The following is a 23,411-nucleotide window of genomic DNA, read 5'->3' as shown; positions in this document are numbered from 1 at the left end:
TCTTCCCCGCGTCACCGACGCGGGCGACACTATCGCGTGATTCCGGTCGAATGGCCGGAATGTCTGGTTGATGGTCAAAAAGTTTTTTTACAGTTTACATTATAGCGAGAGAATCATGAGCAACTATCCTTTGGAAACGATCCGCCACAGTGCCGCGCACGTGATGGCGGCGGCGGTGCAGCAGCTTTACCCCGATGCGAAGTTCGATATCGGGCCCTCCACCGAGAACGGTTTTTATTACGACTTCGATATGGAGCACCGGCTGGTCACCGAGGACCTGAAGGCGATCGAAAAGGCGATGAAGAAGCTGATCGGCCGCAAGCTGCCGTTTGAATGCTTTGAGATGAACCGGGCCGATGCGGAGAAGATGCTTTCCGAAGCCGGGCAGACCTACAAACTCGAACGCCTGGCCGACATCCCGGAAGATGCGAAGATCACCTTTTACAAGACCGGTGATTTCGTCGACCTCTGCCGCGGGCCGCACGTCGCGAACTCCGGCGAGATCGGCGCGGTGAAGCTGCTGTCGATCGCGGGCAGCTACTTCCGCGGCGACGAGAAGAACAAGATGCTGCAGCGGATCTACGGCACCGCGTTCGCCTCCGAGGAGGATCTGCAAGCTTATCTGAAACAGCAGGAGGAGGCGGCCAAACGCGACCACCGCAAGCTCGGCGTGGAGCTGGATCTGTTCAGTTTTTCCGACAATGTCGGCCCCGGGTTGGTGTTGTGGCACCCGAAAGGCGCGTTCATCCGCCACACCTTTGAAACTTTCTGGAAGGAAGAGCATTACAAGAACGGCTACGAGTTGCTGTACACTCCGCACATCGGCCAGAGTGTGCTGTGGGAGACCAGCGGCCACTTGTCGTTCTACAAGGACGGCATGTATTCGCCGATGCAGATCGACGAGAAGGACTACTATGTGAAGCCGATGAACTGTCCGTTCCACATCGAGGTCTACCAGTCGCGGCTGCGCTCCTACCGGGAACTGCCGCTGCGCTGGGCGGAGCTGGGCACGGTCTACCGCTATGAGAAATCCGGCGCGCTGCACGGCCTGCTGCGGGTGCGCGGCTTCACTCAGGACGATTCGCACATCATCTGTACTCCGGAGCAGATCGAGGATGAGATCGCGGAGGTGCTCCGCTTCAGCCTCTACATCTGGAAGAGCTTCGGTTTCACCGAGATCAAGCCGTATCTGTCGACCCGGCCCGCCAAGGCGGTCGGCGAGCCGGAGCGGTGGGAAAAGGCGTTGGTTTCGCTGCGCAAAGCGATCGACAAGCTCGGGTTGGAGTGCGAGGTCGATGAGGGCGGCGGCGCATTCTACGGCCCGAAGATCGACCTGAAGGTCAAGGACGCGATCGGCCGCGAATGGCAGACCGCGACGATCCAGTTCGACTTCAATCTGCCGGAGCGGTTCGACATGACCTACATCGGCGAGGACGGCAAAAAGCACCGGCCCTATATGGTGCATCGTGCGCTGATGGGGTCGCTGGAGCGCTTCTTCGGCATCCTGATCGAACAGTACGCGGGGGCGTTCCCGCTGTGGCTGGCGCCGGAGCAGGCGCGCATCCTGCCGGTCTCCGACAGGCAGCATGACGCGGCGATGGCGCTCAAGAAGGAGCTGCGGCTGAAGGGGTTCCGGGTCGAGGTGGACGTGAAGGCGGCCAGCCTCGGTGCGAAGATCAAGGACGCCCGCAAGGAGCGGATTCCGTACATGCTGGTCGTCGGCGAGCGCGAGGCCGCGGACGGCACGATGGCGGTGCGGAACCGGCGTGAAGGTGAACTCGGCACGATGACGCTCGACCAATTGGTTGAAAAAATGCGTTTCGAGGTTGACAATAAAATCATTTAAGTTATAGTAAATAAAAAGCAGGTAAGAGAGGCGTCGCCGTCCGGCCCGGGCGGCAACGCCGGTACAGAGAGAGTTTGAAGGGAGGGTATTGTTATCGCTAAGCTGTTGAAACCCAACGATCGTACGTTCACTGCCCCGGAGGTCCGCCTGATCGGACCGGAAGGCGAGCAGCTGGATGTGGTGAGCTATGCCCGGGCGCGTGAGATGGCCCAGGATTACGGCATGGATCTGGTGCTGGTTTCGGACCGGGCGACGCCGCCGGTGGTCCGGATCATGAATTTCGGCAAGCTTCAGTACGAGCAGAAAAAGAACCTGAAGGCGCAGCGCAAGAATCAGGCCGCTCAGAAGCTGAAGGAAGTCAAGTTCCATGTGAACATCGACGATCACGATTATGAGACAAAGTTAAAGCACGCCCTTGACTTTTTGGAAAAGGGGTGTAGATTAAAAGTCACTCTGGCGTTGCGCGGACGTGAGATGGCCCATCAGGACTTGGCGTACAAGCTGATGGATCAGGTCATGGAAGCGCTGGCTCCGGCGGCGGACGCCGACGGAAAGCCGAAGATGCTGGGGAGAAATATCTCGGTGAACTTCGCTCCCAAGAATAATTGAGGGATGCGATACGCCGCAGCCGGTGGTGCATTGACCGGCTCGGCGGAAACAAACAAATCCATAAAGGAAAAGAACAATGCCGAAGCTGAAAACCAGAAAATGCGCCGCGAAGCGTCTCAAAGAGACCGGTACCGGCAAGTTCCGCCACCACAAGGCCGGCGGCCGTCACCTGAAGTCCGCCAAGAACGCGAAGCGTCGTCGCCGCCTCCGTCAGGATGGAGCCGTAAAATCCACTGAAATGCGTCGTATCAAGGCCGCGCTGCCTTACGGCCTGTAATCCAGAAGACGGAGGAAATAGAGAATGTCAAGAGTTACGTATGCCGTTCCGTCCCGCAAGCGCCGCAAACGCACTTTGGAGATGGCCAAGGGTTTCTATGGCAACAGCAGCAAGAACATCCGTACCGTTTACGATGCGGTTGACAAGGCGCTGGTCCATGCCTACAAGGGCCGCAAGCAGAAGAAGCAGCAGTACCGCGGTCTGTGGATCGTGCGCATCAACGCCGCCTGCCGCGCGCTGAATGTGAACTACAGCCAGTTCATGAACGGCCTGAAGAAGGCGAACATCGAGCTGAACCGCAAGGTTCTGGCCGATCTCGCGGTCAATGAGCCGGCGGAGTTCAAGGCCCTGGTGGAAAAAGTCACCCAGGCCTAAGACTCAAACCGTTTGAGCTGACAGCTTGAAAATGGTGACCTTTTTCACCGCTTTCAAGCTGTTTTTGTTTTGTTTCGGAGGAAACAGGATGCGGAATGTGGAAGTGAAGCGATTTAGCTGCCGCCGCTGAAGGTACTGAAAACGTGGAAGGCCGTGCGGTTTTCCGGGTTTCCCGTGCCCTCCGCGGCGGTATGCCGGTTCCGGAAGAGTGTGTTGTCAAACCAAAGTTGATGAGTTTTTATGAATACGATTATTGAGAAAATCAATCAGGCGCTGGCCGAAGCCGGGGCGAAGGCCGCCGCGGCTGCCGACGCCGCGGCCGTCGAGCAGATCCGAATCGATTACCTCGGGCGCAACGGCCTGTTCCCGGCCCTCTCCAAGGAGATGGGCAGTGTCCCGCCGGAGGAGCGCAAGGATACCGGCCGCGCTTTCAATACGGGCCGCAACAAGGTCCAGGAGCTGATCGACGCGGCGACCGCCCGGCTCGCCTCCGCCGACGGCGGGTCCGGAGAGGCGATCGACCTGTCGCTGCCCGGCCGCCGCTGGAAAACCGGCCGCAAGCATCCGATCACGATGCTGGCCGACGAGTGCGTGGCGATCTTCCGCCGCATGGGCTTCATCGTCGCGGAAGGGCCGGAAATCGAGGACATCTTCCACAACTTCGACGCGCTGAATACGCCGCAGGACCATCCGTCGCGCGACCCGCAGGATACTTTCTACTTCAACGACGGCCGCATCCTGCGCACCCAGACCAGCCCGGTGCAGATCCGGGTGATGGAATCGCACGAGCCGCCGGTGCGGATCGTGGCTCCCGGCCGCGTGTTCCGCCGCGACACCCCGGATGCGACCCACGGCATGAACTTCCACCAGATCGAGGGGCTTTACATCGACAAGGGCGTGTCGATGGCGGACTTGAAGAGCATACTGCAGACCTTCGCGACCGAGATGTACGGCCCGAAGGTGAAGATCCGGCTGCGGCCGCACTTCTTCCCGTTTACCGAGCCGTCGGTCGAGTACGATTTCAGCTGTATCATGTGCGGCGGCAAGGGATGCCCGGTCTGCAAGCACTCCGGCTGGATCGAGATCGCCGGGGCGGGCATGGTTGACCCGGCGGTGCTGAAGAATGTCGGCTACGATCCGGAAGTCTGGAGCGGTTACGCGTTCGGCATGGGCATCGAGCGTCTTGCGATGCTCCGCTACCGGATTCCCGACCTTCGCCTTTTGTATGAAAACGATGTTCGCTTCCTCGAACAGTTCTGACAGAGAGGAACTTTGACAAATGGATATTTCCCGTAACTGGCTGGCCCAATACGTCGCGATCGACTGCGATATCCCGACGCTCTGCGACAAACTGACGATGGCTGGTATTGAGGTGGAGGCGGTCGAATCCGCCGGTACCGTTCCGGCCGGCGTGGTGGTCGGCAGGATTCTCGAACGCAAACCGCACCCGGATTCGGACCACATGTCGGTCTGCAGGGTGGATGTCGGGCAGGGCGAGCCGATTCAGATCGTCTGCGGCGCTCCGAACTGCGACGCGGGCAATGTGGTGCCCGTGGCGACCATCGGCACGGTGTTCCATACCCCGGAAGGGGATTTCAAGATCAAGAAATCCAAGCTGCGCGGCGTCGAGTCGATGGGGATGATGTGCAGCGAAAAGGAGCTGGGGCTTTCGGACAATCACGAAGGGCTGATGATCCTTGATTCGTCGCTGAAGCTCGGCACGCCGGTCGAAACCCTGTTCCCCGGCGACACCCGGATCGAGGTCGAAGTCACGCCGAACCGCCCCGACTGGCTGTCAATGTGGGGCGTGGCGCGCGATGTCTCCTGTCTGCTGGATACTCCGGCGAAACTGCCGGAGATCACGGTACCGGAGTGCGACATCCCGGCTCCCGGTCTGGTGACCGTCGAAGCCCCGGACCTCTGCCGGCGCTATATCGGCCGCGTGATCAGAAACGTGAAGGTCGGCCCCAGCCCGAAGTGGCTGGTGGAGCGGCTGGAAAGCATCGGGCTGCGTTCGATCAATAACGTGGTCGACGTGACCAACTTCGTGCTGATGGAGCTGGGACAGCCGCTGCACGCGTTCGACCTCGATAAACTGGAGGGCAAACGCGTGGTCGCGCGCCGGGCGAAGCCGGGCGAAGAGATCACCACGCTGGACGGCAAGACCCTGACGCTGCAGGAGCGCCATCTGGTGATCGCGGACGCGGTCAAGCCGATGGCGCTGGCGGGCGTGATGGGCGGCGAATACTCCGGCGTGACCGAAGCGACCACCGACGTACTGCTGGAAAGCGCGGTGTTCTTCCCGTCGAACATCCGGGCGACCAGCCGCGAGCTGGGCATTTCCAGTGATTCGAGCTACCGTTATGAGCGCGGCGTGGATTACGACATGGCTTCTCTGGCCAGCGACCGCGCGGTGCAGCTGATCCTGGCGACCGCCGGCGGCGAACTGGCTTCCGAAAAGGTCGATGTGAACTCCGGCCGTCCCGCCGAAAAGGTGATCCCGTGCCGTTTCGACCGCATCCGCAGTCTGATCGGCGCGGAGGTCTCCAACGAGCGGATCGCGGACATCTTCCGCAAGCTCCATTTGAAAGTGGACGATGTGACTTCCGGAGGCTGCACCGTGACTGCCCCGTTGTTCCGGCTCGATCTGGAGCGCGAGGCGGACCTCGCCGAGGAGGTGGCGCGGATCAACGGGCTGGACCGGATTCCTGAAATTCCGGTCGCCGCGAAGATGTGCGGCTCGATCCGCGAGGACGCCTATCAGGCGCTCCAGACCCTGCGGGACCGGGTGATCGACCTCGGTTTCTACGAGTGTATGCATTACAGCATGGTCAATGTGAATTCGGCGCTGGCGGATCGCCGCTTCCGGCGCGAGGACCTGATCGAGCTGAAGAATCCGCTGAGCCTGGAGCTGGCGGTGCTGCGGCCGGGGCTGCTCGGCGAAATGCTCGGCACGATCGAGCGCAACATCTCCCGCCGCAATCTGAACCTGCGGCTGTTTGAAGTCGGCAAGGTGTTCTGCGGGAATGCGGAGCTGTTCCCGGAGGAGCGGTTCGAGCTGTGCATGGCGCTTTCGGGCCTGCGGCAGCCGGAACGGTATTCGGCGGAGCTTAAGGAAGAGTACGACTTCTACGACCTCAAGGGGGCGCTGGAGTCGCTGTTCGAGCTGGCGAATGTGAAACGCTATAAATTCGTGGCGGCGGACGACGCCCGGTTCCGTCCCGGCCGTGCGGCCGAGGTGTGGATCGAAGGAAAGAAGGCCGGTCACTTCGGCGAACTCGCGGCGGACCTGACCAGAGGATGGCGGACCTCCTATCCGGTGTTCGCGGCGCAGCTCGACGTGGAGGTGATCGTGAACGCCGACCACGGCCGGAGCTACTATGTGCCGTTCTCGCTGTTCCCGGCGACCAGCCGCGACGTCGCGTTCGTGGCGGACGAAAAACTGGAACACGGCGCGATCCTCGAATTCATCCGGCGCAGCAAGCCGGCGGACCTCGAATCGGTGCGGCTCTTCGACATCTTCGTCGACGACAAGCTCAAGGCGGAGCATAAAAAGAGCATGGCGTACCAGTTGACCTTCCGCAACGCGGAGCGGACGCTGACCGACGCCGAAGTCAATTCGCGCTTTGAAAAGCTGCGCGAGAAGCTTGCGAAGGAGCTGAAAGTGGAATTGCGCTGAAAAGCGTTTGGAATAATTCCTGTGATTCGGAGCAATGCCGGCTCCGGCGGATGATGGAATCCGCCGGGCCGGCGTTGAGTGCGGATGGCGGGGATACGGTGAAAGAACGGAAATTCACATATAAGATTGGGAAGGAATACTGAATATGGCGAATAACAAATCTGCCGGTACGGTGTTTGAAGGCAGCCTGGAGGCCCGGGGGCTCAAGTTCGGGATCGTGTGCGCGCGGTTCAACGACTTCTTCGTCAGCAAATTGCTGGACGGCGCGATGGATGCGATCGTGCGCCACGGCGGCGACGCGAACGATGTTTCGGTCGCCTACGTGCCGGGCTCCTATGAGATCCCGTTTGCGATCAAGAAGATGCTCAGGACCGAAAAGTACGACGCGATCCTCGCGCTCGGCGTGGTGATCCAGGGGGCGACCGCCCATGCCGGATACATCAACTCCGAAGTCGCGAAGTGCCTCGCCCAGCTCGGACTGGAGTTCGGCGTGCCGGTCACCTACGGGATGATCACCGCCGAGAACCTCGAACAGGCGATCGAACGCAGCGGCACCAAAGCCGGAAACAAGGGTGTGGATGCGGCGCTGGCGGCGATCGAAATGGCCAACCTGAATAAAGCGATCCGGTAAGGCTGTATATGTTCGACGACGAAGTTAACGATCAGGCCGGTTTCAAACCCCATGCGAAGCGGCTGGGGCGCGAGTTGGCGATGCAGTATCTGTTCCGCTGCGACATGCGCGATGAGCTGCCCTCGGCGGCGACGTTCGGCCAGTTCTTCGAGGAGGTGCGTGAGCAGCACGCGCTGCAGGAAAACCGGCTGGCCCGCAAGGGGCGCGAATACGCGCAGCAGCTTTACAACAATGTGGCGGTCCACAAAGAGGAGATCGACGCGACGATTCAGGCCCGTTCGGAGAACTGGGAGTGGGACCGGCTTTCGGTGGTCGACCGCAATATCATGCGGATCGCGGTCGCCGAGATGCTGTACGAGGAGGAGGTCCCTCCGGTGGTCAGCATCGACGAGGCGGTGGAGATCGCCCGCGACTACTCCGGCGAAGCGGCCGGAAACTTCATCAACGGTGTATTGAACGGTGTCAAGGACACTTTGAAGCGTTCGCCCCGCGGCGATAAAAGGAAGCCTGCGGCGGAGTGACGGATTTTTATACGGGGGATTGCAGATGAAATCGATTTTTTCCATCTTCAAGCGGGGGCTGGAGAAGACCACTACCAAAGTGACGCGCACGATCGCCGGGATGTTCACCGGGATCAAGGCGCACGGCGCGGCCTCCTTCGACGACCTCGAAGCGATGTTGATCCAGGCGGATTTCGGGGTGCCGGCCTCGCTGCGGATCGTCGGCGACATCCGGGACCGGTATGAGCGCGGCGAAATTGCGACCGACGCCGATCTGGTCAAGGTGGCGATGGAGACGGTGACGACGATTCTGAACTCCCGCGTCCGCCCGGTCAACTTCGCGCCGGAGGGCAAGCCGACCGTGATCCTGATGGTCGGCGTGAACGGCAGCGGCAAGACCACCACGATCGGCAAGCTGGCCGCGCGGCTCAAGGCGGAGAATAAGAAAGTGATCCTGGCCGCCTGCGACACTTTCCGGGCGGCGGCGGTCGAACAGCTCCAGTTGTGGGGCGAGCGGACCGGCTGTCAGGTGGTTTCGGCGAAGCACGGCGCGGACCCGGCCAGTGTGGCGTTCGACGCGACGCAGGCGGCGCTGGCGCGCGGCGCGGATTTCCTGCTGATCGACACCGCCGGGCGGCAGCACAACCAGAAAGGGCTGATGGACGAGCTTGCGAAAATCCGCCGTTCGATTGAAAAGGTCTATCCCGGCGCGCCGCACGAGGTGTGGCTGACCGTGGATGCGAGTCTGGGCGGCAACGTGGTGAACCAGGCCCGCGAATTTACGAAGACCACCGGCGTGACCGGTCTGGTGCTGACCAAGCTGGACGGCACCGGCAAGGGCGGCATGGTGGTGGCGCTGCATCAGGAATTCGAGCTGCCGACCTTCTTCATCGGTTTCGGCGAGCAGCCGGAGGATCTGCAGCCTTTCAGTGCGGAATACTACGCCGGAGCGTTGTTCGGCGAAGAGAGCAAGTGACGCGGCAAGCGTCCGATACAGGAACTGAACCAAACGAGGGATATGAGCGAGTCTGTCAGATGTGACCAGAAGTTTATGCTGGAGGCGCTGGCCCTGGCCAGAATGGGATGGGGCCTGACCAGTCCGAATCCGATGGTCGGCGCGGTGATCGTCCGCGACGGCGAGATCATCGGGCGCGGCTATCACTGCAAAGCCGGGGAGCCGCATGCCGAAATCAACGCGTTGATCGATGTGGAAAAGCACGGGCTTGACGCGAAGGGCGCCACCATCTATGTGACGCTTGAACCGTGTTCGACGGTGGGCCGCACTCCGGCCTGCACCGATGCGATCAGGGCCGCCGGCATCAGCCGGGTGGTGATCGGTTCGCTGGACCCGAATCCGAAACATGCCGGGCGCGGCGTCCAGCTGCTCGAAGAGGCGGGCATTCAGGTCACCGTCGGCGTCGAGCGTGCCGCCTGCGGCGAGATCAACCGGCCGTTCTTCAAGTGGATCACCACCGGCCGCCCCTTCGTGATCCTGAAAATGGCGATGACATTGGACGGCAAGATCGCGACCGCCGACGGCGAATCCAAGTGGATCACCGGCCCCGACGCGCGGCGGCGGGTGCAGCAGCTCCGGCGGCTCAGCGACGCGATCATGGTCGGCGGCGAAACCGTCCGGCAGGACCGTCCGCTGCTGACCGTGCGCGAACCTGACTCCTGGCCGTGCCAGCCGTTGCGGCTGATCGCCAGCCGCAGCATGGACGAGGAGGAGCTTGAGGAGTATTTTCCCGACGGCAACGCCGAACTGGTCCGGCTGGAAAGCGAGGAGGACTGGGGACGGCTGCTCGACGAACTCGGCAAACGCGAGATCACCTGTCTGCTGATCGAGGGGGGCGGCGAACTGGCGGCCTCCGCGTTGCAGGCGTGGGCGGTCGATTATGTGGAGTTCCATATCGCTCCGAAGCTGCTTGGCGGGCGGGACAGCCGTCCGGTGCTGGGCGGCGACAATCCCGATTCGATGGCGCTTGCGCAGCAGCTGCACCGGGTCAAGGTCACCCATTACGGCGAGGATATCGCGATATCCGGATATTTGGAGGAATAGCAGGTGTTTACCGGTCTGGTCGAAACAGTGGGAACCCTTTGCGGGCGCGGCGCGGAACGGCTTCGCATCCGTCCGGCGAAGAAGCTGGAGGCGCTGAGGTACGGCGAAAGCGTCGCCGTGAACGGCTGCTGCCTGACGCTGGAACGGGAGCTGCCGGACGGGACGCTGGAGTTCTACACCCTCTCCGAAACGTTGAAGCGGACCAATCTCGGACTCCTGCCGGTCGGCGCGAAGCTCAATATGGAGCGGGCGCTGCGGCTCGGCGACCGGCTGGGCGGCCATATCGTCTCCGGCCACGTCGACGCGACCGCCGAGGTGATCTCGTATTCGAAGCGCGCCGACGGCGACTATGAGTTGAAGCTGACGTTGCCCGCATCGCTGGCCCGCGAAGTGGTCGAAAAGGGCAGCGTCGCGATCGACGGCGTGTCGCTGACGGTGGTGGAAGTCGGGGAAACTCATTTTACCGTGCACCTGATTCCGGTCACGCGCAGCGATACCGCGCTGGCCGACCGGGAGCCGGGTTCGACGGTGAATCTCGAAGGCGACGTGATCGGCAAATATGTGATCCGGCAGCTGGAATTCCGTTCCGGTGCGCCGGAGCGCCGGGAGTCGTCGATTTCGATGGACACCCTGCGGGAGGCCGGGTTCCTATGACGGTCCGGCTCGGCATCGGCATCGATCGCGAAGGGGCGCTGCTGGCGCTGCCCGACCATCTGCCGCCGGAGTTCCGGGAACTGGAATTCTCCGGCGAGATGCTCGACAGCAGCACGGCGCGCCGCCGGGTCAACCGGTTCGCTCCCGACCGGCTGGCGCTGTCGGTACACGATCTGGTGCCGCCGGAGCTGGCGCGGCTGGTGCCGACCCAGAAACTGGCGCTGCAATTGGAGTTCACGAAGCTCTTCCGGGCGCGCTGCCGCCGGGCGGCGGAGTTGAAGGCGCAGGAGATCGGCGTGTCGTTCGATCTGGAAACGGCGTTCGGCGACGCCCGGTATGCCGCGGAGCTGATGCGGCTGCTGCGGGCGTGCTGGGGAATTCTGGCGGAGTTCCGCCTGACGCTGCGGTTTTCGCTGCGGCTGCCGCCGGAGCCGGGAAAGCCGGAGTTGTCGCGGTTCGTCGAATTCCGCCGGAGTTGTCTCTGCCCCGCGGTGGCGTTCGCGCTGGAGCTGCATCCGCTGGAACCGGGGATGGCGCGGCTGAATAAAGAGGCGTTGAAGCCGCTGCGGTTCTGCAATGAGCTCTGGCGGCTGGAATTTTCGATGGCGGAACGGCGCCAGGTGGATTTTGAGGCGGTGAACCGGGTTTTGAAGGAGTCCGGCGAGCTGCTGCCGGGGCCGCGGCGGGTGATTCTGGCTCCCGCGTGGTTCAACGGCGAGGAACGGCAGTTGAAAAGTCTGGTCAATATGGCCGCTCCGCTGCTGGGAAAACAGGAAGTTGCAATACCCGAAGAGGAAGAAGGAGGGTTGTTATTATGCTGAATCTCGGAGTGAATATCGATCATGTCGCGACGGTCCGCCAGGCCCGCATGGCCGCGAAGCCGGAGCCGCTGGAGGCCGCCATGCTCGCCGAAAAAGCCGGGGCGTGGGGCATCACCGCGCACCTGCGCGAGGATCGCCGTCATATGCAGGACGCCGATCTGGCGCTGCTGGCGAAACAGGTGCGGCGGCTGAATATGGAGATGGCGGTCACCGACGAGATGGTCCGCATCGCGCTGGAACTCAGGCCTCACAGCAGTTGTCTGGTGCCGGAAAAGCGGCAGGAGCTGACCACCGAGGGCGGCCTCGACGTCGCCGGGCAGCTGGAAAAGGTCGGCAGGGCGGTCGAAACCCTGAAGGCGGCGGGCATCGTGGTCAGCCTTTTCATCGATCCCGACCTTGCTCAGCTCGACGCGGCCGCGAAGGCCGGCGCCGACTATGTGGAGTTGCACACCGGCACCTATTCCAACACCGCCGGAGCCGCCCGCGCCGCCGAGCTGGAACGGCTGAAGAAGGCGGCGGAGTATGCCCATAAGCTCGGCATCCGGGTCAACGCCGGCCACGGCATCGACTACGAAAACATCGACGGCATTCTGGAAGTGCCGCATTTGTGCGAACTGAACATCGGCCACTCCATCGTCGGGCGCGCGATCATGGTCGGCATGGAGCAGGCCGTCCGCGAGATGATCGAACTGATGAAGCCTTACCGGTTCTGATTCCGCGATGGCTCACGCACGGCAGACCGGATTCCTGAAAAGTTCGCTGGGGGTGGCGTTCGCGACGCTGCTGAGCCGGGCGCTCGGACTGGTCCGTGTGATGTTCGAGGCGCGGGTGCTCGGCGGCGGCAGCGTCGCGAGCGCGTGGTTTCTCGCCTTTTCGATCCCGAACCTCTTCCGGCGGCTGCTGGGGGAGGGGGCGCTCGGAACCGCATTGATTCCGCTGGTCGCGCAGGCGGAGGCGGAGCACGGCCCCGACAAGGTGCGGCGCGACCTCGGCGTGGTCTTTGCGGTGCTGAGCCTGATTCTCGCGCTGGTGGTCGCACTGATCGCCGGAGGGGCGCTCGGGCTGCGCGCTTTCGCCCGCTCCGAAACCGGTGCGGCGATGTTTCCGCTGCTTGCGACGGAGCGCATGCAGCTGGTGCTGGCGATCCTGCCGCTGCTGATGCCGTACGCATTCTTCATCTGTCTGGTCGGCGTGGTCGGCGCGGTGTTGAATACCCGCAAGGAGTTCGTGCTGCCCGCACTGGGGGCGCTGCTGCTGAATTTCTTCCTGATCGGCGGGCTGGGCTGGGGATACTATCGGGCGATTCCGCCCGCCGGATTGCCGCAATTCCTGAATGTGCTGTCGTTTCTGGTGCTCGGTTCGGGGGCGCTGCAGCTGGTGTTGATGCTGCTGCTGCTGTGGTATCACGGCCGCTTCCCGTCGCTGAAGCGGGAGAGCTTCCGGGACTGCGCGATCCTGAAACAGCTCTGGAAGCTGGTGCTGCCCGGCATGATCGGCGGCGCGGCGCTGCAGATCAGTTTTCTGGTGGACCGGATGCTGGCGATCTGGCTCGGGCCGCAGGCGGTTCCGGCGCTGAACAACGTGGACCGGATCGTCGACCTGCCGATCGGCATTTTCGCGCTCGCGCTCGGTTCGGTGCTGATGGCCAATATGGCGCAGGCCGCCGCGCGGGGCAGCCGCGAGGAGCTGGCGGAGGATCTGGTGTTCAGCCTGCGCCACGTCTACTTCGTGTGCATTCCGATGGCGGTGCTGGTGATGCTCTTCTGGCAGCCGCTGATCCGGATGCTCTGCCTCGGCGGCAATTACACCGAAAGCGATCTGGAGGCGACCCGCTATGTGGCGATTTTCTACGGCGCCGGGATTCCGTCGTTCTGCGTGCTCAAGGTGGTGCTGCCGGTCTACTATGCGCGCAAGATGATGAAGATTCCGCTCTACTCCTCGCTGGTCTCCATCGCGTGCAACATCATCCTGAACCTCTGTCTGATGTGGACGCTGAAACAGGGCGGCATAGCACTCTCTACGGTGCTCGCGTCGATGCTGAACAACACGATTCTGATCACGCTGCTGCACCGGGAGGGCTTCAATCTGCAGGGGCGGCTGATGCTGCTGACCGGGCTGCGTTCGCTGCTGCTGGCCGGAGCGGTCGGCGTCGGGTTGTATTTCCTGTATCCGCAGTTGCGCCGGATGCTGGAGTTGCCGTGGTTCGGGGAGTTTCCGGCCTTCGTGGCGCTGATGGCTCTTTTCGGCGGCCTCTACTTCGGCGCAAGCTTCCTGCTGCGCGCCGCCGAGCCGCGCGAGTTCTTCGACATCGTGCGCCGCCGGAAAAAAACGGAGAAGCTCTAAAGCAGGAGCACCAGCGAACCGCCGACGATCAGCAGCCCGCCGACGATCACATTCCAGCTGACCTGTTCGTGCAGCACGACGATGCCGAGGAAGATCGTGATCGCGACGCTGAGCTTGTCGATCGGCGCGACTCTGGAGGCGTCGCCGGTCTGCAGCGCCTTGAAGTAGAAGAGCCATGACAGGCCGGTCGCGATGCCGGAGAGGACCAGAAAGAGCAGATTGTGTCCGGTCAGCTCCCGGAGCTTGCCGCCGATGCCGGTGGCAAACACGACTCCCCACGTGATCGCGAGGATCACCGTGGTCCGGATCGCGGTGGCGAGGTTGGAGTCGATATCCCGGACGCCGACCTTGGCCAGAATGGCGGTCAGCGCCGCGAACACGGCGGAGAGCAGCGCGTAATATTTCCACATGTCACAGAATCCTCCCATGAAAAAAACGGTTCCGGTACTATACTGCCGCGGAACCGTTTTTTCATCCCCGGATGACCAGATTTTAATCGGAGGAGGGCGATGAAACGGTGCAGTTTTCCGGCGCGAACGGTCCGCCCTGAAACCGTACCGGCGGAGTCGGTTCAGGAACGGCGGCGAGGTTTTCGACGGTGATATCGCCGCTGCGGAGCTTGGCGTTGCCGCCGCCGATTTCAAACACGGCGGCAAGCGGGTGCGCTGCCGTGACTTCGACCTGGTTCCACTGCAGGCCGCGGCTCTGCAGCAGCCGGATCGCGAAGGTGCCGGGTTTGTTTTCCCGGTTGATTCCGGCCAGTTTGAACTCCCGGAAAGAGCTGTCGAAGGTCTGGCGCACGAAGACGGCTCCGGCCGGAGTTCCGGTGATGTCGACCTTCCGCAGGTCGAGGCCGCGGCACTTCTGGATCTCCAGCATGCCGCCGGTCAGGGCCACGCCGTCCAGCCGGGTGCGGTTCGCCGCGAGCCGGGCGGACTCCTCCGGCTTGACCGGGGCGTCGTCGCCGATCAGCAGGAAAGGCGCTCCCGCGATCGCCGCTTGTTCCACGGCGCAGTCGCGGAAGGTGCGGAACCGCCAGCGGCAGCCGTCGGTGCGGAAATTCTTCAGCCGGACGCCGGAGACGCCGCTCAGGTGGACGCTGTCGTTGCGGCAGCCGGAGATGGCGAAGTTTTCGCACTTCACGTCGAATCCGGCGAACCTGGGATCGTCCAGTCCGGCGTTGAACTGCCAGACGTAGAAGCCGGTGTCGCAGTTCCTGAGCTTCACGTCACGGATTTCGATGCCGCGGCCGGCGAGGTACTGCCACTTGTGGCGCGCTCCGACGGCTCCGGCGTCGACGATGATGCCGGAGCTTTTGCCTTCGACTTCGACATTGGAAATTTTCAGGTCTTTCGCTCCCGCGATCCGGATGCCGTTGGCGCGGCCCCCGGCGGAACGGATGTTGGCCGCGCTCGAATTGGAATTGTTCCATTCGCCGAGATCGGGCAAAGAGAACACGGTGCCAGTTTTGCCGGTGAATTCCGGCGCGTAATAGGTCACGAACGCGAGTGTGTCGTCGCCGGTCTCCTCGCCGGTCACTCCGTCGACCGTCACGTTGCGGCAGGCGTTGAAGTGCAGCCCGTCCGCCCAGCTGTTTTTGACCGTGAAATTCCTGACCGTCACGTCGGAGCAGCCCATCAGCACGGCTCCGGTCTGGGCGGAGGCTTCGACCCGGCAGTTTTCAAGCCGGATGCTGCGCAGGGTTTTGCCCTCCTGCGGGAACCCCTCGAAGCGCAGGCCGTCGCCCATGCTGCGGCGTCTGGGCCTGTTTTTCCAGACGATGCTGACGTTGTACAGTTCGATGTTTTCGGCGGGAGCGCGGAAGGTGAGGCCGTGGCCGCCGCCGTTGCCGTCGGCTTCGAGGTTGTCCATCAGCAGCACCGCACCGGGGGCGAAGTTGATCCTGACGTTGCTGACGCCGTCGAATACCGGGCCGCCGCGCCGGGTGCCGATCCGGTAGGTTCCCGCCGGGAAATCGAGGGTGCCGCCGCCGTCGGCTTTCAGGCGTTCGGCCGCTTTGCGAAGTGCGGCGGAGTCGTCGGCGACGCCGTCCCCGGCGGCACCGAAGGTTTTGACGTCAAGCCCGGCAAGCAGCGTGGCCGCGGGCAGCGAGGCGCAGAGAAGGGTGCAGGCGAATTTCATTTGAGGAGAACTCCGTTGAGGTGGATGGTTTCACTGTCGGCGACCGCCGGAGCCGCCGCAGTACGGAAGCCGCGCAGCTCCACGTCGCGGCTGGTCCGGATCGTGACGGCGGAGTCGGTGCGGCTGTCGGTCAGCGTCAGCCCGGCGATCCGGTCGATCGACAGCGGGGCGTTGCGCAGGTCAAGCCCGGTCAGGTGCAGGTTCCCGGCGGCGACTTCGGCGGGGGAGGCGGCTTCGACCGGTTTCGGCTCCATATTGTGCTCGTAGCCGAAGAATCTGCTGCCCTGAATGCCGAGCAGTTCCAGCGGCGCGCCGGTCAGGGAGAGGTTGGCGAAAGCGATGCGGCCGCGCAGGTTCCGCAGCCTGATCCGGCTGTCGGAACGGACGTTGGAGAGGGTCACGCCGGCGACGCTCTGGATGTCGATGCCGAGCCCTTTGATCCGGCTGACATTCAAATTGTTGACATTCAGCGCGAACTCCCAGTTTTCGGCGGGGGCGTCGGGCAGGATGTTCAGACTGCGCACGATCAGTCCCATGTCGCAGTCGCGGATCGAGGCGTTGGAGATGTTGATATTGCGCGAGGCGAGGTAGCCCCAGCCGACCGCGCGGCTCTCCGTGGTGGCGCGGGCCGCGTCGAGCTGGATGCCCGCCCATTTCCCGGAAACCGCGATATTGGAGATGTTGATGTTGAACCCGCCGGAGATGCGCATCCCGTTGGCGTGCCCGCCGTGCGAAGTGATGTTGACCGCGTTGCTGTCGGAGTTGCACCACTCGTTCAGGTCGGGAAAGGAGAACACGGTGCCGGTTTGGCCGGTGAACTTTTCCGCGTAGTAGGTCACGAAGGCGAGCGTGTCGTCGCCGTTGCCGATGCCGCGCACCCCGTCGACGCTGACCCGGCGGCAGGCGTTGAAGTGCAGCCCGTCCGCCCAGGTGTTCACCGGGCTGAAGTTGTTCACGAAAATATCGGAGCAGCCCATGAACACCGCGCCGGTCTGCGGGCTGTTCTCACCGGTGCAGTTCAGCAGGTAAATGCGGGAGATGGTTTTCGCGTCGTCGGGGAAGCCCTCGAACCGGAACGCGTCGCCGGAACTGCGCGAGCTCGCCTTGACCGCCCACTTCACATGGACGTTTTCGAGCCGGATGTTGGCGGCGGGGCCGCGGACCACGACGCCGTGGCCGCCGCCTTTGCCGTCCTTTTGCAGGTTGTCCATCAGCAGCACCGCGCCGGGGGCGAAGCGGATCGTGACGTCGGAGAGGCCGTCCAGCAGCAGTGCGGCGCGCCGCCGGGTGGTGATCCGGTATTCGCCGGAGGGGAAGTAAAGCTCGCCGCCGTTCCGGGCTTTGAGTTCGCGCACGGCCGCGTCCAGCGCGGCGGCGTTGTCGCCGGAGCCGTCGTTTTTCGCTCCGAACTTCGTCACGTCGATGACCGCGGCATTCATTATGATCCCTCCCAGCAGCAGTACGGTAGAACAAAAGAGGCGGCGGAATTTCATTTTTCGATCCCCCGGACAAATTCACTGGTCAGCGGCGCCATCGGCGCGCGGGCGGAATGGCCGTCATAGTACAGCACGTTGGTCGTGTTGGAGTGCGGGTAGTCAACCCGGGTCGACATATTGGCGGTCGTAAATTCAAAATTATCCCAGCCGTCGGTCAGTTGCGGCGCAATGGTGGGGCGCTTCAGCTTGGTGATCTTGAACGACCATCCGTTTGCCTGAGTGGAAGAACGGCCGTTGAACTCCTCGACGAAAGCGGTATCGTAGACGTAGTTGAAGGCGCGGTAGGTGCCGCCGTCGTACGCATGGGTGCGGCGTGCTCTGGGGCACTTCAGCACATTGTTGATGCGCCCGGCCGCCGCCGCTCCGCCGCCGCCGTCGTTGAAATTGAAATTTCCCTTGTTGATGGTCGTATCAATGGAGGAGAGATAGGGGATGACTCCGAAATACCAGCGCCCGTTGCCGAAATGGTTGGCGCGCGGGCTGGTGGCCCAGTCCTGATTGTCCTGCGCGTATCCGAGATGGGCGACTCCGATCTGCTTCAGGTTGCTGACGCATTTGATGGCCTGCGCCTTGTCACGAGCCTGGTTCAGCGCGGGCAGCAGCATCGCCGCGAGTATGGCGATGATCGCTATCACCACGAGCAGCTCAATTAATGTAAAAATTCGTTTCATATGTGGATCTCCTGTTATGATTTTACGGTAACCGAGTTGCGGACTGTCATCTGCATGTGCAAGGTTCGGCTCTCTTCGGGCCGGAAGGTTTTCTGCTGTTTGGCCAGCAGCAGCCGGACTGCGTGTTCCGCGACCTCCCGCACCGGGAAGCGGAAGGTGGTCAGGGGCGGAATGACTGTCGCGGCCTGCGGCACATCGTCGAAACCGACCACCGAAAGTTCCTCCGGGATGGAAAGCCTCTTTTCAAAAGCCCAGCGGTAGACGCCGAACGCCATCTGATCGTTGCCGGTGAAGATGGCGCTGACCCGCTCCCGGCTGAAGATCGCTTCGGCTCCGGCAATGCCGCTTTCGATCGAATCCTCCCCTTCGAAGATCAGCCGGGAGGTGTGCGGTTCGCGGCGGCTCTCCATGAAGGCGGCGTAGACTGAGATGGAAGGGTCGGGCAGTCCGTAAAGCCGAGTGCGCGATGCGATATAACCGATCCGGCGGTGGCCGTTGCTCCAGAGGTATTCCAGCAGTTCGCGGGTCATCCCTTCGTAGTCGAGCCGCAGCGGGGCGGCCTTGTCGCGCAGATGGGTGACCACCGGAACCGTGCCGCACAGCAGCTCCGCCTCGTTGGAATCGATCTGCGGCAGCAGATTGATGATGCCGTCCACCAGTCCGGTCGAAAAACGGCGCAGCATTTCCCGTCCCTTTTCGAGGTTCAGTCCGGTCAGCCCGACCACCGCCTCGTAGGAGTGGCGGGCCAGTTCGGCGGTCAGCGTGTCGATCAGCAGCGCCGGGCCGGGATTGCGGCACTCGTCCGCGACGATGCCGATCAGCCGGGTGGAGCTGTTCTTCATCGCCTGTGCGAAGAAGTTCGGCCGGTAGTCCAGCTCCCGGATCTTTTCAAAAATCCGCTGCTTGACCGCCGTGCTGATTTCGCGCTTGCCGCTGATCGCATGCGAAACGGTGCTCGGAGAAACTCCGACCGCCTTCGCCACATCGATGATTGTCGTTTTTTTCGTCATGATCCCAACTGGATTTCATATATCAATCAAAACGTTTTGATTGTTTCTTTTATTATGGATCAAAAGTTCCCGTTTGTCAATATCCGGATAGAAGAAATTGTACTTTTTTTGTGAAATCCGGTATGAATTTTACAAAAAGGGAATAAAACCCCCGCAAAAACGGCGGTGCTTGATTTTGGCCGCGGCCGGGGATATCTTATGAAGATGATGAAGTCAACTACGGAAATGCAACGGATGGAACATAAAAAGACAGCGGTGATCACCGGGGCTTCCAGCGGGCTCGGGGCGGCGATGGCCGCGGAGTTCCGCCGGAACGGTTTTCATGTCGTGGCTCTGTGCCGGAAAGCTCCGGCACAGGGGCTGGCCGATGAGTTCATCGCGGCCGATCTGACCGATCCGGAGGAGCTGCGGGCGGCGGCGAAGGAGATCGAAACGCGCTTCGGAGCGGTGGACGTGCTGGTCAACAATGCCGGGATCGGCTCTTACGCGACCTGGGAGGAGCTTTCCGACGCGGAGCTGCGGCGGGAGGTGGAACTGGATTTTCTCGCGCCGGTCGCGCTGACGAAGGAGCTGCTCGGCTGTGTGGCGGCGGCGCGGGGAGCGGTGATCAATATTTCCAGCGCGGCGGCTTATATCCCGGTGGCGTGCATGGGGGCGTACAATGCGGTGAAGGCGGCGTTGCGGATGTTTTCGGTCACGCTTCAGATGGAGGTGGCCGGGCGCGGCGTGCATGTGCTGAATGTGTGTCCGGGGCGGGTGGACACCGGATTTTCAAGCCGGGCCCTCGGCGGGCGCAAGCCGCCGGAGACGCCGGGCCGGACCAGCTCCAGCGCGGAGGTTTTCGCGCGGAAAGTGTTCAACGCATACCGGAAGCGGAAGCGGGAGCTGGTTTATCCCGGCTGGTATTGGTTCGCGATCGTGTTCGCGCGCTGGTTCCCCGGCTGCTGCGAGAGGATCAACCGCCGGGTCTGGCAGCTGAAATAGCCGCTTTGCGCCTTGACAGAACTCCGCGCGGCGGGTATCTTATGGAAAAAGACAGTCAGCTAATACGGGATTTCCGATGAAGATCATCCATTTTTCCGATCCGCATGCCGGCGGTCCGGCCGAGGATTGGCTCGCCTATGTCGACAAACGCTGGGTCGGCGTGTTCAACTACAGATTCCGCCGCCAGTTCCGGCACGACATGTCCAAGCTGAAAAAAGCGGTCGACTATATCCTCGACGTGAAGCCGGATGTGGCGGTCTGCACCGGCGACCTGACCAGCACCGGCCAGCCGGGGGAGTTCGAGCAGGTGCGGCCGATCCTGCAGCCGCTGCGCGACTCCTCGATTCCGCTGCTCTATCTGCCCGGCAACCACGACTGTTACGTGAAGCGGCCGAAGTGTGTGCGCGCGGTCAATGAGATGGTCGAATACCTGTCGCGCGGCGACTACAGATTCGCCGAACTGCCGCTGGTGCGGGAGTACGCGGGCGTGGAGTTCCTGCTGCTGAACTGCAGCCGCCCCTCCAATCTGCTCTGCTCATGGGGCTTCGTCGATCCGCGCGATTCGGAGTATCTGGACCGGGTCTGTTCCGCGCCGAAACGGGGACCGCGGGTGCTGCTGTCGCACTATCCGATGTTCGAGGAGCATCCGATCCTGCGGATGCGTCACCGGCTGTTCGGGCAGAAACGGATTCTGGAACTGATGAAAGAGGGTAAAATCGACCTGTCGCTGTGCGGCCATGTCCACCGGCCCTATCTGAAGGTCGATGAAAGGGGACGCGGCGAGAGCTGCGCCGGTTCCGTGACCCGCAACGGCAGCATGGTCGAAGTCGACTGCGATCCGGCCGGCGGGCCCTTCCGGTTCCGCACGATTGCGCTCTGAGGCGATTGCCGCCCAAGATTTCCGCGGTTTGCGGTTGCAAGTTGACGGTGGCGGCCTTATATTAAATGACGCCATGGGAATCTATTCGGAAAAATCAATACCGCGCTGGGCCGGGGTCATCATTCTGATCGCGGCCTTCATCGCCATTTATCAGCCGTGGCTGCTCGGCGACCGGGAGCTTTTCCGCCTCGAAGGGCTGTATGCGGTTTCGGCGACGGAATTCGACCCCTCCATGCCGATGGTGACCGCGCACGGCGTCGCAATCCAGAATGTATTTCCGTTCTTTCCGGCGATGGCTTCGGTTTTTCAGAAGGTGCTGGGCATGCCGATGGAGTTTTCACTCCGTTTTCTGTCCGTGCTGATGATGGCCGCGACGGCGGTGATCGTCTACTTCGCGGCAGCCAGCGAACGCTCCTACCGGGCCGGCCTGGTGGCCGCCGCGATGTACATCGGCACGTTTCTGGCGCTGGAGAAGGGGATCGAGGGATATCCGACCACGACCAACGCTTTTTTTCTGTTGTCGGCGCAGTTGCTGTTCTTTCAGTTCGGCATCCGGCAGACCAACTGGAATGCGGCGTGGATCGTCGGTTCGGCGCTGCTGGCGATGGGTTTTTTCACCGGCGGCTTCCTGATCATTCTGTATTTCGTATTTCCGATGTTCTTCTTCCGCCGGCCTCTGTCGGTGAAGTCGAAGTTCAGGAAACCCGGATTTCCGGTGGGTGTGGCATTGCTGGCGGCGGCGGTGCTGGTCTGGGGGGCTCCATTCTGGCTGATGTCGCACCGGGTGCCGTTTCAGTATCTGGGCTGGGCGGATTCGACGCTGTGGGATTATATCAGTGAGGTGCTGCTTTTTCCGGTGATGCTGCCGGTCCGGCTGCTGCCGTGGGCGCTGATCGCATGGATGCCGTTTTGCGTGGCGCTTCAGGCGCTGGATACGACGCCGATTTTCAGCCGTTATCTGCGGACGCTGACCTTTGCGACGCTGGCGCTGCTGTGGCTGCTGCCGCAGGGAGAGCCGCGTGAGATTTTCTATTTGCTCGGGCCGCTGTCGATCCTGGTCGGAATCAATTACGAACTCGGAATCCGCCGCTATGGGATCAAGGTCCGCAAACTGCTGGTTTTCTGCGAATATTTCACGGTGGGGCTGGCGCTGGCGGTCGGCGGCATCTGCTTCGCGCCGGAACGGTGGCTGAGCTGGTTCATCAGTTTGAACAATACGCTGGATTTCCGGCTCGCCCCCGAATTCCGGCTGACGGCGCTGGTGGCCGTGGCCGTATTGCTTTCGCTGACCGTATTTCTGCACTACTCCCGCAAAACCCAGCCGGTCTGGCTGATTTTGCTGACGACTACGGCGGCGGCCGGGATTTTCTATGGGATTGTGATGCATCCCTACCGGGCGCAGGAGGAGGTGAAGCGGGAGTTCGGAACCACGATCCGGCGGGCGCTCGACGGACAGCCGGGCGGCACGTTGTACAAAAGCAATATCCTTGACCTTTACGGAGAACTTTTCTACTCCGGCGCGAAAGTGGTGAAGCTTCAGAGTCTGGAAGAACTGCCGGAGGATCAGGAGACGGTTTATTTGATCAGCACCGAATTTCCGCAGTATCCGGACCGCAGCTGGAGCAACCTGCTGCCGCCGGATTACTCCTACCGCAACCACCGCCTCTCTTTGTGGAAAGGAGTGAAGCGGGAACGCAAGGCGCAGCCCGCTCCGCTGATCTGATTCGGGCCGCCGCTATTTGATGTATGGTGACGGTGCGCGGAACGGCCTTGAACCGGAACTGCTTCCCGACGGCGACGACGGCATCGAACTGTGCGGCGACGGAGAGTTGCTGATATATGGCGACGGAGTACGCGGCGACGGCTTTTCTTCCGCCGGGGACGGAGCTGTATCCGGCTTTTCCGGCATATTGCTGAACGTGCGCCGCGATGAGGTGTCCGGAACCGGGGAGACCTGTCGGCTTACCGGTTTTGAGCTGCTTTCCGGATTTTTCGGCATTGCGGAATGGGCGGAACCGGCGTCGGGCGAGACGGCCACCGGTCCGACCACTTCTCCTTTGGCATTGTGAAGGAACATCGGAATTCCCGGTTTGCCGTCGGTCGAATTGAAGGTGGTTCCCGTCTTCGGATCATTGTAGATCACGGTGGAGCCGCTGCGGATCAGCATGGAGGCGTCTTTGCCGCCTTTCGGGGAAAGCACCAGATCCCCCGCCGGTACCGCTCCGGCCAGGTTGGCGCGGAGCGCCGCGGAAGAATCCGAGGAGAGCACGGCCGGGACATGGTGCGGCATCACATGGCCGATCACTTCCGGGACGGTGGTGTCCGGCCCCAGGATCAGTTTGCCCCAGGGCGGGGCGGGCGGTTCCGGAGTTTCTCCGGCGGCCAGTACTCCGCAGCAGGCTGCGGCCAGCAGAAATAAGCATGGTTTCATCAT

General features: G+C 62.3%; 23 protein-coding genes. 17 read left to right on the top strand and 6 right to left on the bottom strand.

What is annotated here, in order from left to right; genetic code table 11:
- The first annotated feature begins 115 nt into the window (after nucleotides 1-115).
- From thrS to murJ, 14 genes are all read left to right on the top strand, one after another.
- A complete protein-coding gene (thrS, locus tag C8D82_RS09500; RefSeq protein WP_116884053.1) occupies nucleotides 116-1,846 on the top strand; it encodes a threonine--tRNA ligase in 1,731 nt (576 codons plus the stop codon).
- A 105-nt stretch (nucleotides 1,847-1,951) separates the two neighbouring features.
- The gene (infC, locus tag C8D82_RS09495) at nucleotides 1,952-2,455 is read left to right on the top strand and encodes a translation initiation factor IF-3 (protein ID WP_165832974.1); all 504 of its coding nucleotides are present in this window, start codon (nucleotides 1,952-1,954) and stop codon (nucleotides 2,453-2,455) included.
- 76 nt (nucleotides 2,456-2,531) lie between these two features.
- Nucleotides 2,532-2,732 (top strand): 50S ribosomal protein L35, encoded by a 201-nt coding sequence (gene rpmI / locus C8D82_RS09490; protein ID WP_116884041.1) that lies wholly within the window; start codon nucleotides 2,532-2,534, stop codon nucleotides 2,730-2,732.
- A gap of 24 nt (nucleotides 2,733-2,756) precedes the next feature.
- On the top strand, nucleotides 2,757-3,107 hold the full coding sequence (gene rplT / locus C8D82_RS09485) for a 50S ribosomal protein L20 (protein ID WP_116884040.1): 351 nt from the start codon (nucleotides 2,757-2,759) through the stop codon (nucleotides 3,105-3,107).
- Between the two features lie 249 nt (nucleotides 3,108-3,356).
- Nucleotides 3,357-4,367: a phenylalanine--tRNA ligase subunit alpha gene (gene pheS / locus C8D82_RS09480; RefSeq protein WP_116884052.1), complete on the top strand. Its 1,011-nt coding sequence runs from the start codon at nucleotides 3,357-3,359 to the stop codon at nucleotides 4,365-4,367.
- A gap of 19 nt (nucleotides 4,368-4,386) precedes the next feature.
- The gene (gene pheT, locus C8D82_RS09475) at nucleotides 4,387-6,786 is read left to right on the top strand and encodes a phenylalanine--tRNA ligase subunit beta (RefSeq protein WP_116884039.1); all 2,400 of its coding nucleotides are present in this window, start codon (nucleotides 4,387-4,389) and stop codon (nucleotides 6,784-6,786) included.
- Nucleotides 6,787-6,931: 145 nt separating this feature from the next.
- Nucleotides 6,932-7,417, top strand: a complete 486-nt coding sequence (ribH, locus tag C8D82_RS09470) for a 6,7-dimethyl-8-ribityllumazine synthase (protein ID WP_116884038.1) — start codon at nucleotides 6,932-6,934, stop codon at nucleotides 7,415-7,417.
- Between the two features lie 8 nt (nucleotides 7,418-7,425).
- Nucleotides 7,426-7,938: a transcription antitermination factor NusB gene (gene nusB / locus C8D82_RS09465; protein ID WP_116884037.1), complete on the top strand. Its 513-nt coding sequence runs from the start codon at nucleotides 7,426-7,428 to the stop codon at nucleotides 7,936-7,938.
- A 25-nt stretch (nucleotides 7,939-7,963) separates the two neighbouring features.
- Nucleotides 7,964-8,893 carry a signal recognition particle-docking protein FtsY gene (gene ftsY / locus C8D82_RS09460; protein ID WP_116884036.1) on the top strand — a complete coding sequence of 310 codons (930 nt, stop codon included), beginning with the start codon at nucleotides 7,964-7,966 and terminating at the stop codon, nucleotides 8,891-8,893.
- A gap of 42 nt (nucleotides 8,894-8,935) precedes the next feature.
- On the top strand, nucleotides 8,936-9,976 hold the full coding sequence (gene ribD, locus C8D82_RS09455; protein ID WP_116884035.1) for a bifunctional diaminohydroxyphosphoribosylaminopyrimidine deaminase/5-amino-6-(5-phosphoribosylamino)uracil reductase RibD: 1,041 nt from the start codon (nucleotides 8,936-8,938) through the stop codon (nucleotides 9,974-9,976).
- 3 nt (nucleotides 9,977-9,979) lie between these two features.
- Complete coding sequence (locus C8D82_RS09450; RefSeq protein WP_116884034.1) at nucleotides 9,980-10,630, top strand: riboflavin synthase; 651 nt, start codon at nucleotides 9,980-9,982, stop codon at nucleotides 10,628-10,630.
- A complete protein-coding gene (locus C8D82_RS09445) occupies nucleotides 10,627-11,451 on the top strand; it encodes a hypothetical protein (protein WP_116884033.1) in 825 nt (274 codons plus the stop codon). The genes C8D82_RS09450 and C8D82_RS09445 overlap by 4 nt, the downstream gene beginning before the upstream one ends.
- A complete protein-coding gene (locus C8D82_RS09440; protein ID WP_116884032.1) occupies nucleotides 11,445-12,164 on the top strand; it encodes a pyridoxine 5'-phosphate synthase in 720 nt (239 codons plus the stop codon). Before C8D82_RS09445 ends, C8D82_RS09440 begins: the two co-directional genes overlap by 7 nt.
- A gap of 7 nt (nucleotides 12,165-12,171) precedes the next feature.
- Nucleotides 12,172-13,794 carry a murein biosynthesis integral membrane protein MurJ gene (gene murJ / locus C8D82_RS09435; RefSeq protein WP_116884031.1) on the top strand — a complete coding sequence of 541 codons (1,623 nt, stop codon included), beginning with the start codon at nucleotides 12,172-12,174 and terminating at the stop codon, nucleotides 13,792-13,794.
- On the opposite strand, the gene C8D82_RS09430 is transcribed toward murJ, so the two are convergent.
- The 5 genes from C8D82_RS09430 to C8D82_RS09410 form a co-directional block, all read right to left on the bottom strand.
- Entirely contained in the window at nucleotides 13,791-14,204 is a 414-nt protein-coding gene (locus C8D82_RS09430; RefSeq protein WP_116884030.1) for an EamA family transporter, read from the bottom strand. The genes murJ and C8D82_RS09430 overlap by 4 nt on opposite strands.
- An 82-nt stretch (nucleotides 14,205-14,286) precedes the next feature.
- Entirely contained in the window at nucleotides 14,287-15,936 is a 1,650-nt protein-coding gene (locus tag C8D82_RS09425; protein ID WP_116884029.1) for a right-handed parallel beta-helix repeat-containing protein, read from the bottom strand.
- Nucleotides 15,933-17,375 carry a glycosyl hydrolase family 28-related protein gene (locus C8D82_RS09420; protein ID WP_165832973.1) on the bottom strand — a complete coding sequence of 481 codons (1,443 nt, stop codon included), beginning with the start codon at nucleotides 17,373-17,375 and terminating at the stop codon, nucleotides 15,933-15,935. The genes C8D82_RS09425 and C8D82_RS09420 overlap by 4 nt, the downstream gene beginning before the upstream one ends.
- A 50-nt stretch (nucleotides 17,376-17,425) precedes the next feature.
- Nucleotides 17,426-18,103, bottom strand: coding sequence for a prepilin-type N-terminal cleavage/methylation domain-containing protein (locus tag C8D82_RS09415; RefSeq protein WP_116884027.1), 678 nt, complete (start codon nucleotides 18,101-18,103; stop codon nucleotides 17,426-17,428).
- Between the two features lie 14 nt (nucleotides 18,104-18,117).
- Nucleotides 18,118-19,113: a LacI family DNA-binding transcriptional regulator gene (locus C8D82_RS09410; RefSeq protein WP_116884026.1), complete on the bottom strand. Its 996-nt coding sequence runs from the start codon at nucleotides 19,111-19,113 to the stop codon at nucleotides 18,118-18,120.
- 234 nt (nucleotides 19,114-19,347) lie between these two features.
- Here C8D82_RS09410 and C8D82_RS09405 point away from each other — a divergent pair, with 234 nt between their 5' ends.
- The 3 genes from C8D82_RS09405 (at nucleotide 19,348) to C8D82_RS09395 (ending at nucleotide 22,700) form a co-directional block, all read left to right on the top strand.
- Nucleotides 19,348-20,097, top strand: coding sequence for an SDR family NAD(P)-dependent oxidoreductase (locus tag C8D82_RS09405; protein ID WP_165832972.1), 750 nt, complete (start codon nucleotides 19,348-19,350; stop codon nucleotides 20,095-20,097).
- Between the two features lie 76 nt (nucleotides 20,098-20,173).
- Nucleotides 20,174-20,977: a metallophosphoesterase family protein gene (locus tag C8D82_RS09400; RefSeq protein ID WP_116884024.1), complete on the top strand. Its 804-nt coding sequence runs from the start codon at nucleotides 20,174-20,176 to the stop codon at nucleotides 20,975-20,977.
- Nucleotides 20,978-21,050: 73 nt separating this feature from the next.
- A complete protein-coding gene (locus C8D82_RS09395; RefSeq protein ID WP_116884023.1) occupies nucleotides 21,051-22,700 on the top strand; it encodes an ArnT family glycosyltransferase in 1,650 nt (549 codons plus the stop codon).
- Nucleotides 22,701-22,712: 12 nt separating this feature from the next.
- Here C8D82_RS09395 and C8D82_RS09390 read toward each other — a convergent pair whose 3' ends face one another.
- Nucleotides 22,713-23,411 (bottom strand): hypothetical protein, encoded by a 699-nt coding sequence (locus C8D82_RS09390; RefSeq protein WP_133245136.1) that lies wholly within the window; start codon nucleotides 23,409-23,411, stop codon nucleotides 22,713-22,715.

This window comes from Victivallis vadensis, assembly GCF_003096415.1.
Lineage (GTDB): Bacteria > Verrucomicrobiota > Lentisphaeria > Victivallales > Victivallaceae > Victivallis > Victivallis vadensis.
This window is presented reverse-complemented; position numbering and strand designations above follow the sequence as displayed.

Excerpts from the sequence above, each read along its gene's own strand:
- thrS (WP_116884053.1), top strand. The coding sequence starts at position 116 with ATGAGCAACTATCCTTTGGAAACGATCCGCCACAGTGCCGCGCACGTG.
- rpmI (WP_116884041.1), top strand. The coding sequence starts at position 2,532 with ATGCCGAAGCTGAAAACCAGAAAATGCGCCGCGAAGCGTCTCAAAGAG.
- rplT (WP_116884040.1), top strand. The coding sequence starts at position 2,757 with ATGTCAAGAGTTACGTATGCCGTTCCGTCCCGCAAGCGCCGCAAACGC.
- pheT (WP_116884039.1), top strand. The coding sequence starts at position 4,387 with ATGGATATTTCCCGTAACTGGCTGGCCCAATACGTCGCGATCGACTGC.
- ribH (WP_116884038.1), top strand. The coding sequence starts at position 6,932 with ATGGCGAATAACAAATCTGCCGGTACGGTGTTTGAAGGCAGCCTGGAG.
- nusB (WP_116884037.1), top strand. The coding sequence starts at position 7,426 with ATGTTCGACGACGAAGTTAACGATCAGGCCGGTTTCAAACCCCATGCG.
- ftsY (WP_116884036.1), top strand. The coding sequence starts at position 7,964 with ATGAAATCGATTTTTTCCATCTTCAAGCGGGGGCTGGAGAAGACCACT.
- ribD (WP_116884035.1), top strand. The coding sequence starts at position 8,936 with ATGAGCGAGTCTGTCAGATGTGACCAGAAGTTTATGCTGGAGGCGCTG.
- C8D82_RS09445 (WP_116884033.1), top strand. The coding sequence starts at position 10,627 with ATGACGGTCCGGCTCGGCATCGGCATCGATCGCGAAGGGGCGCTGCTG.
- C8D82_RS09440 (WP_116884032.1), top strand. The coding sequence starts at position 11,445 with ATGCTGAATCTCGGAGTGAATATCGATCATGTCGCGACGGTCCGCCAG.
- murJ (WP_116884031.1), top strand. The coding sequence starts at position 12,172 with ATGGCTCACGCACGGCAGACCGGATTCCTGAAAAGTTCGCTGGGGGTG.
- C8D82_RS09430 (WP_116884030.1), bottom strand. The coding sequence starts at position 14,204 with ATGTGGAAATATTACGCGCTGCTCTCCGCCGTGTTCGCGGCGCTGACC.
- C8D82_RS09425 (WP_116884029.1), bottom strand. The coding sequence starts at position 15,936 with ATGAAATTCGCCTGCACCCTTCTCTGCGCCTCGCTGCCCGCGGCCACG.
- C8D82_RS09420 (WP_165832973.1), bottom strand. The coding sequence starts at position 17,375 with ATGAATGCCGCGGTCATCGACGTGACGAAGTTCGGAGCGAAAAACGAC.
- C8D82_RS09415 (WP_116884027.1), bottom strand. The coding sequence starts at position 18,103 with ATGAAACGAATTTTTACATTAATTGAGCTGCTCGTGGTGATAGCGATC.
- C8D82_RS09410 (WP_116884026.1), bottom strand. The coding sequence starts at position 19,113 with ATGACGAAAAAAACGACAATCATCGATGTGGCGAAGGCGGTCGGAGTT.
- C8D82_RS09405 (WP_165832972.1), top strand. The coding sequence starts at position 19,348 with ATGGAACATAAAAAGACAGCGGTGATCACCGGGGCTTCCAGCGGGCTC.
- C8D82_RS09400 (WP_116884024.1), top strand. The coding sequence starts at position 20,174 with ATGAAGATCATCCATTTTTCCGATCCGCATGCCGGCGGTCCGGCCGAG.
- C8D82_RS09395 (WP_116884023.1), top strand. The coding sequence starts at position 21,051 with ATGGGAATCTATTCGGAAAAATCAATACCGCGCTGGGCCGGGGTCATC.
- C8D82_RS09390 (WP_133245136.1), bottom strand. The coding sequence starts at position 23,411 with ATGATGAAACCATGCTTATTTCTGCTGGCCGCAGCCTGCTGCGGAGTA.